Annotated in this window: 8 protein-coding genes; 2 read left to right on the forward strand and 6 right to left on the reverse strand. The window is 48.1% G+C overall.

The genetic code is table 11. The annotated features are described in order from the left end of the window. Nucleotides 1–160: 160 nt before the first annotated feature. The 3 genes from WBA89_RS00640 to WBA89_RS00650 all read right to left on the reverse strand — a co-directional run bounded on the left by WBA89_RS00640 (nucleotide 161) and on the right by WBA89_RS00650 (nucleotide 2,131). On the reverse strand, nucleotides 161–967 hold the full coding sequence (locus WBA89_RS00640) for an alpha/beta fold hydrolase (RefSeq protein WP_424403099.1): 807 nt from the start codon (nucleotides 965–967) through the stop codon (nucleotides 161–163). A gap of 156 nt (nucleotides 968–1,123) precedes the next feature. Continuing rightward, entirely contained in the window at nucleotides 1,124–1,579 is a 456-nt protein-coding gene (locus WBA89_RS00645) for an NUDIX domain-containing protein (RefSeq protein WP_424403113.1), read from the reverse strand. A 78-nt stretch (nucleotides 1,580–1,657) separates the two neighbouring features. Beyond that, nucleotides 1,658–2,131: a redoxin domain-containing protein gene (locus WBA89_RS00650; RefSeq protein ID WP_424403101.1), complete on the reverse strand. Its 474-nt coding sequence runs from the start codon at nucleotides 2,129–2,131 to the stop codon at nucleotides 1,658–1,660. Between the two features lie 448 nt (nucleotides 2,132–2,579). On the opposite strand from WBA89_RS00650, the gene WBA89_RS00655 reads away from it, so the two are divergent. Further along, nucleotides 2,580–2,777: a hypothetical protein gene (locus WBA89_RS00655; protein WP_424403103.1), complete on the forward strand. Its 198-nt coding sequence runs from the start codon at nucleotides 2,580–2,582 to the stop codon at nucleotides 2,775–2,777. A 100-nt stretch (nucleotides 2,778–2,877) separates the two neighbouring features. Here the strand turns inward: WBA89_RS00655 and argH are convergent, their stop codons facing one another. Then, nucleotides 2,878–4,263, reverse strand: coding sequence for an argininosuccinate lyase (argH, locus tag WBA89_RS00660; RefSeq protein WP_424403105.1), 1,386 nt, complete (start codon nucleotides 4,261–4,263; stop codon nucleotides 2,878–2,880). Between the two features lie 229 nt (nucleotides 4,264–4,492). Between argH and WBA89_RS00665 the strand changes: the two genes are divergently transcribed. Continuing rightward, nucleotides 4,493–4,669, forward strand: coding sequence for a hypothetical protein (locus tag WBA89_RS00665; protein ID WP_424403107.1), 177 nt, complete (start codon nucleotides 4,493–4,495; stop codon nucleotides 4,667–4,669). A gap of 109 nt (nucleotides 4,670–4,778) precedes the next feature. On the opposite strand, the gene WBA89_RS00670 is transcribed toward WBA89_RS00665, so the two are convergent. Together WBA89_RS00670 and WBA89_RS00675 are read right to left on the reverse strand one after the other, a co-directional pair. After that, nucleotides 4,779–5,015, reverse strand: coding sequence for a hypothetical protein (locus WBA89_RS00670; RefSeq protein ID WP_424403109.1), 237 nt, complete (start codon nucleotides 5,013–5,015; stop codon nucleotides 4,779–4,781). After that, nucleotides 5,005–6,191, reverse strand: a 1,187-nt coding sequence (locus WBA89_RS00675; RefSeq protein WP_424403111.1) for a PP2C family protein-serine/threonine phosphatase, incomplete at its 5' end; no start/stop codon positions are given. The genes WBA89_RS00675 and WBA89_RS00670, both read right to left, overlap by 11 nt.

Genomic DNA, 6,191 nt, shown 5'->3' on the forward strand with positions numbered 1-6,191 from the left:
TTCCCTGTTTGCCCAATTCCCAATTCCCTGTTTGGCCAATGCCCTGTTTGCCCAATTCCCTGTTTGCCCAATTCCCAATTCCCTGTTTGCCCAATGCCCAATTCCCAATTCCCAATTCCCTGTTTGGCCAATGCCCAATTCCCAATGACTGCTGACTAATTCACTTAGCAAACTCCCGAATATATTTAGCAACAAGATCCGGGACTTCCTGTGGCAAGTTGCTTTCCCCGGGATTGATAGATTGCAGTTCGGCATCAGGAACTAGAGCGGCATAACATTGACACAGAGACAAAGCTGTGACGGTATCTTCAGAACCGTGCAACAGCAAAACAGGCGCTTTGAGCAATGGTAAATTCTCATCAACTAACTCCGCTGTAATTTCAGCCCGCCGCCGCTTAAACAGCAACTGCACGGCAACAACAGACTGCATCAACTGCTGTCTGAAATTTAGCAGTCGGTCAATCTTTTTTTTGCCGCCCACAAACTTAGCAACGGGATAGATCGATCGCAGCAACCAGTAAGCCAGCGGAGGTTGAGCCACCAGCCAGCGAGCCGTCTGCCACCGCGCCCGCCGGTGGCCAACCTTGACGCCTTCAGGGGCAAACAATACCAAACCTTGAACTCGATCGGGATATTTGATCGCGTAGCTGGCAGCCACCCAGCCGCCCACAGAATGACCGACTAAATAAACCTGTCGCAGGTTCAAAGCATCCAGGTATTGGGCGAGACATTCTACTTCCAAGTCGATCGAATAATGAACGTTCGGCCGTTCGGAATCGCCAAACCCCAGCAAATCTGGCGCGAAACATTGGTAGTAAGGGCTCAAATGTTCGATCGTCCCCAACCACTGACTGCTGTCCTGCCAAGAACCGTGTAAAAATACTAAATTAGGGCCTTGACCGACTTCGTGCCAGAAGATGTGCCCTAAAGAAAGTTTGACCCGAGAATTGCGTAGCTGTAAGTACATCCGGTTAAATATTTAGCAATAAAAAGATGATTAATTTAAGGTTCAGAACTTGTAAATTAAAGTATGGAAAAATTAAAAATTAATTCCACTCATCGCAGACAAATTTTGACGGCGAGGTAGTTTCCGACTTTACTTAAATTTGGGTACCCCGCCGATTTAAGCCAAAGTTGTCCGACCTTGAAAATAGTCCTGCAAGTGCTGGTCGTTATCGTGGCTGAGCATACCCTCCGGCAGCGATCCCGGCAAAAATGCCTCAACCTCGCTGACTTCCAGCGTATCCTGAGCTTGGATCTTTCCCTCCACCTCTGCAGCCACCACGATGCAAATCGAGTGCAGGCGAGGATCGCGATCGGCAGCCGAATAAACGCCCACCAAGCGACGGATTTTGACTAAATCGAGTCCTGTTTCCTCCGCCAATTCCCGCCGCACTGTCGTCGGAACATCCTCTCCCCAGTCCACCATACCTCCCGGCAGTCCCCAGCGACCGTTGTCGCGGCGGCGAATCAACACAATTCGCCCGTCAGGTAATATGGGAATTACAGCAGTACCGGTGACGGGGTGTCGAAAAATCAGCCCGAGCACAGTTTGTCCAATTTGCCACAATCGACGCATAAACTCAAAAGTTTGTTTAGGAGAAAGTATTTCGATGCCTCCTAGCTCGCAGCTCTGGAGTCTTAAATTTTGCATTTGTCATTCCGGCGAGATTTCTAGCAAGTCTGCTAAAATCTCCGCTGCGCGAGATTCTGGTTTGATTTTGCAATAAACCTTTTCAATCCTACCATCTGGGTCGATCGCGAAAGTCGATCGAATAATTCCCATAAATTCTTTTCCCATAAACTTTTTGAGTCGGTAACAGCCGCAGGCGGTAGCGACTTCGGCCTTTGAGTCGTACAGCAACGCAAAAGGCAGTTGATATTTAGCTGCCAACTTGCCGCGGGAGCCGGCCCCGTCCGTACTGACAGGACTACAATAATATTGCGCGACTCGCAGTCTGAATGAATTTCGCGAAAGCAGCAAGCTTCTTTCGTACAGCCGGAGGTATTGTCCCGATGGTAAAAATAGAGTACAGCTCGCCGCCCTCGCAAATCTGCCAGGCCAACCAAATTGCCGGCAGCGTCGGGCAGGCTGAAGACAGGAGCTCGCGTCACCGGGATTGAGTGTCATTAGTTGAGATAAATATTCTGGGAGATTAAAAACATTGCGTGCCGATCGGGCGCGGATTAGAAAGGGACTTTAACGCCGCGTTCTTGATTTCTGGGTAAGAGTGCGGGGTGTGTTATGATCGTCATCTGTCTAAAATTGAGTATAACTAGACAACGTAAAAACTTAACTGGATTAGTTGAGTGCGTAGTAACACCGATAGGTGTTGCGGTTTAGGGAAACTAAATTTTAACAAAACACTACATAAAGAGAACTGATCGAGTACGGTAGGGTATACCGGAATTCACGCTTGGGGAGAAGACACCTCTACTTGCGCTGGAGAAATCCTGTCAGAAGTAAGTGACTTCGCCCAAGCCAGAATCTCAGTCAACAAGAGTGTACAGAGTGTCAAGCTTAAGAATCCCCAGGCGTGAAAGCCAGGGGAATGTCAATGTTTATTAGTGAGGTCATAATGGCTAAGCGCCGCAATCTCAAGAAAGAGAAGGCACAACGAAATCAAGCATACGCTCGCAAATTTCGCAAGCGGAGAAATCAAGATATGTTCTCCAACAAGAGAAGGCGATTTGACGGCGGCAACGGCGGCGGAATGGGCGCCATGAGCGGCGGCGGCGGCGGACGGGACAAGGATATGGCTGCTGCTGAAGAGTAATAGAGTCAGGCTATCTGCCCAATTTAGAACCAGAGTGGAAAACACGATCGTTCTTTCGGAGAGATAGCCAGCCCGAATTTGTCCGAGAATTTAACGATGTTTAGGCGAGCCGATCGCGCGCAGCGATAAGTGATTTTCTCACTTGTTCAAACCCGGTACCTCCATAACTATTGCGAGCCGCCACCACTTGCTGAGGCGCGATCGCGCTGTAAATGTCTGTCTCAAATGCAGGGTGCAAGTCTTTCCACTCCTCGATTGTCAAGTCTTTGAGGAGTTTGCCCCCCGAGAGGCAAGTTTTGACGACTTTGCCCACGAGGTTGTAAGCTTCCCGGAAGGGAACGCCTTTAGCGGCCAAGTAGTCTGCGACGTCTGTAGCGTTAGAAAAGTCTTCGGTAACAGCAGCGGCGAGGCGATCGCGGTTAAACGCGATTCCTTCCCGCAGCAAAATCGTCATTGCTTCCAAGCAACCCTGTACCGTTTTGACACTATCAAACAAACCTTCTTTATCTTCTTGCAAATCCTTGTTGTAGGCCAAAGGAAGTCCCTTCACTACTACTAACAAGGCTTGCAAGTTACCGAACACCCGTCCCGCTTTGCCCCGCACCAACTCCGGCACGTCGGGATTTTTTTTCTGGGGCATGATGCTAGAACCTGTAGCGCAGCTATCTTTGAGGGTAATAAATCCAAATTCGTGAGAAGACCACAAAATCATTTCTTCTGACAGGCGGCTCAAGTGTACCAAAATCAAGCTGCACGCTGCGAGAAATTCGATCGCAAAATCTCGATCGCTCACTCCATCTAAGCTATTAGCATAAACCTTGTCAAAATGCAAGAGTTCTGCCGTATAATGTCGGTCGATCGGGAAAGTCGTCCCCGCCAGCGCGCCGCAACCCAAAGGCGAAACATTCACCCGCTTGGAGACATCGCCGAGACGTTCCCAATCGCGATCGGACATTTCAAAATAAGCTAACAAGTAATGAGCCAAACTGATTGGCTGAGCGCGCTGCAAGTGCGTGTAGCCGGGGATTAAAGTTTCGACGTTAAGCTCGGCAATATCGAGCAAAACTCCTTGAAATTCCCGCAATTGCTGGCGAATTTCGGCGATGCGATCGCGCAAATACAAACGAGTATCGGTACCTGCTTGATCGTTGCGCGATCGGGCCGTGTGCAACTTTTTGCCCGCATCCCCGACAATATCCGTCAGTCGCTTCTCTACCGCAAAGTGAACGTCTTCTGCATCAACTCCCGGAACAAAAACACCTTCCCGGTATTCGCGGCGGATTTGTTCCAAACCATTGACTAACTGTTCGCCTTCTGCTGCGGAAATAATCCCCGTTTTGGCGAGCATTTTAGCGTGAGCGACAGAACCAGTCAAATCGTACTCAATCAGTTCAATGTCGAAGCCAATACTAGCATTGAATCGGGCGATCGCTGGGTGCAGCGCCGATTCAAATCTTTGACTCCAAGTTTTTTGTTGTGCTGTCATTACTGAAGGTAAAACTAGATTATATGTCTGTTGCAGAAGTCTTTAAAAAACCGGTTCTGGGCATCGAAATGCAAGTCTGCCGATTTGCAGCATCAAACTAAAATCCTGCTTCCCTAATTCGGCAAAAAAAGACTTTAATCCCGACTGCAAACTTTTTATACCTGTATTGACACTAAAAAACTGAATTCCTGACTACAAAATTATTAAAATTATACTGCATCAGAAAAAAATGAAGTCCCGCCTGCTAACTTTTCAAATCTTTTCCGGTTGCATCGGAATAATAAAATCGAGTCAACAGTCAACAGTCATGGGCATTGGGCATTGGGCATTGGGCATTGGGCATTGGGCATTGGGCAACAGTCAACAGTCAACAGTTAACAGCCAACAGTCAACAGTCAACAGTTAACAGTCAACAGTTAACAGTCAACAGTCAACAGTCAACAGTCAACAATCACCTGACGGTACAACCGGAATCGATCGAATCTTTTCCTAATGCCCCAAGTCCCACCAAAGCTCTAAGGAAAAATGCCCTTAAAGAACCAGCCGACAAATATACCTATAAAAAAAGCTCCTATTTGACCGGTGGACACAAAATTGTTCCAAGCTTTCTGGAAATTAGTAAAAATCTCGTAACTTTGGCCCAAAATCACCGTATTCAAATGAGATTTCACAACTAACAAATAAACCGCATCATGCCAAGGAATAGAGCCGATCGGTCCAGCAATAATTTCCGGCATAAAATTAACTATCATGGTGATTTTCTCCTGCTAAAGGTGTTACTCTAAGTACCACCAGTGTCATATCATCTTCGTTGCGATTGCCAATGCCGACAAACTGGTGAACTCGATCGAACAAATAATCCAAAATTTCCTCAGACTGCTGGTAATTTTGACAAGCCCACTGAAAAGCTTCGATCAAGTTATCCTCATCAAAGCGATCGCCCCTTGGGTTGGCAGCATCAGTAAAACCGTCAGTGTAATAAATAATAGTATCTCCCGGCTGCAATTGCACGTGGGCTTCTTGGTACTGCGAATCAGCATCCAGCCCAATTAACATACCCTCCAAAGTATCGAGCCCAACAATCGAATTAGTTGCAGCTTGCCACAGCAAAGGCGGGTGGTGAGCGGCATTGCTGTAAGACAAAACGCGAGTTTTCGGGTCGTATTCCGAATAAAACAAAGTTACAAAACGGTGGGAATTTTCCAAATCCGCGTGCATTACCCGGTTTAAATGCTGCAAAATTCTCGCAGGCGAATGACGGTTCAAAACCTCGGCCCGCAGCATACCCCTAGTCATCGTCATCAACAGGCCCGCCGGCACTCCCTTGCCCATCACGTCGCCGATGACGATGCTCCAGCGGCCCTTGTCGATTTTGGACTTGAGATTTTCAATTAGGGATGGGGGGTGTTGCCCCTCATCCGCCTTGCCGATCGGGTCATAGTCAGCAGGAATAAAATCATAATAATCTCCACCGACTCTGCTAGCGGTTTGGCAGCGGGCGGCCACGTCAAGACCGGGAATTTTCGGACAACTGCGGGGTTGCAGCCGCAATTGAATTTCCGCCCCGATTTCTAACTCTCTATCTAAGCGTTCTTTTTCAGCCAACTTAACAGTAAGTTCATCTTTGTAGATGGCCACGGCGGTTTGGTCTGCCACCAACCGAACTAATTTCTGTCTGCTGGCAGTCCACAGATATTGCGGGTCACTGCTAAAAACATAAACCCGTCCGCGTTCCAAATTCTTGACTAAAATTGGCGTTCCAAACAAGTGAACATCTGGGCCCAAATAACGACTTACTTGCAAATCGAGACTAGAAGTTTGCCCAGAGATTTCGGAAACAGATTCACCAGCAGCCGCGCCGGCAACTGCTGTAGCTTGTCTGGTGGCTATTTCCAGCGCTTTTCGCATATCTTGGCACTGCCGTCCTT

The sequence above is a fragment of the Microcoleus sp. genome, from assembly GCF_049646505.1.
Lineage (GTDB): Bacteria > Cyanobacteriota > Cyanobacteriia > Cyanobacteriales > Microcoleaceae > Microcoleus.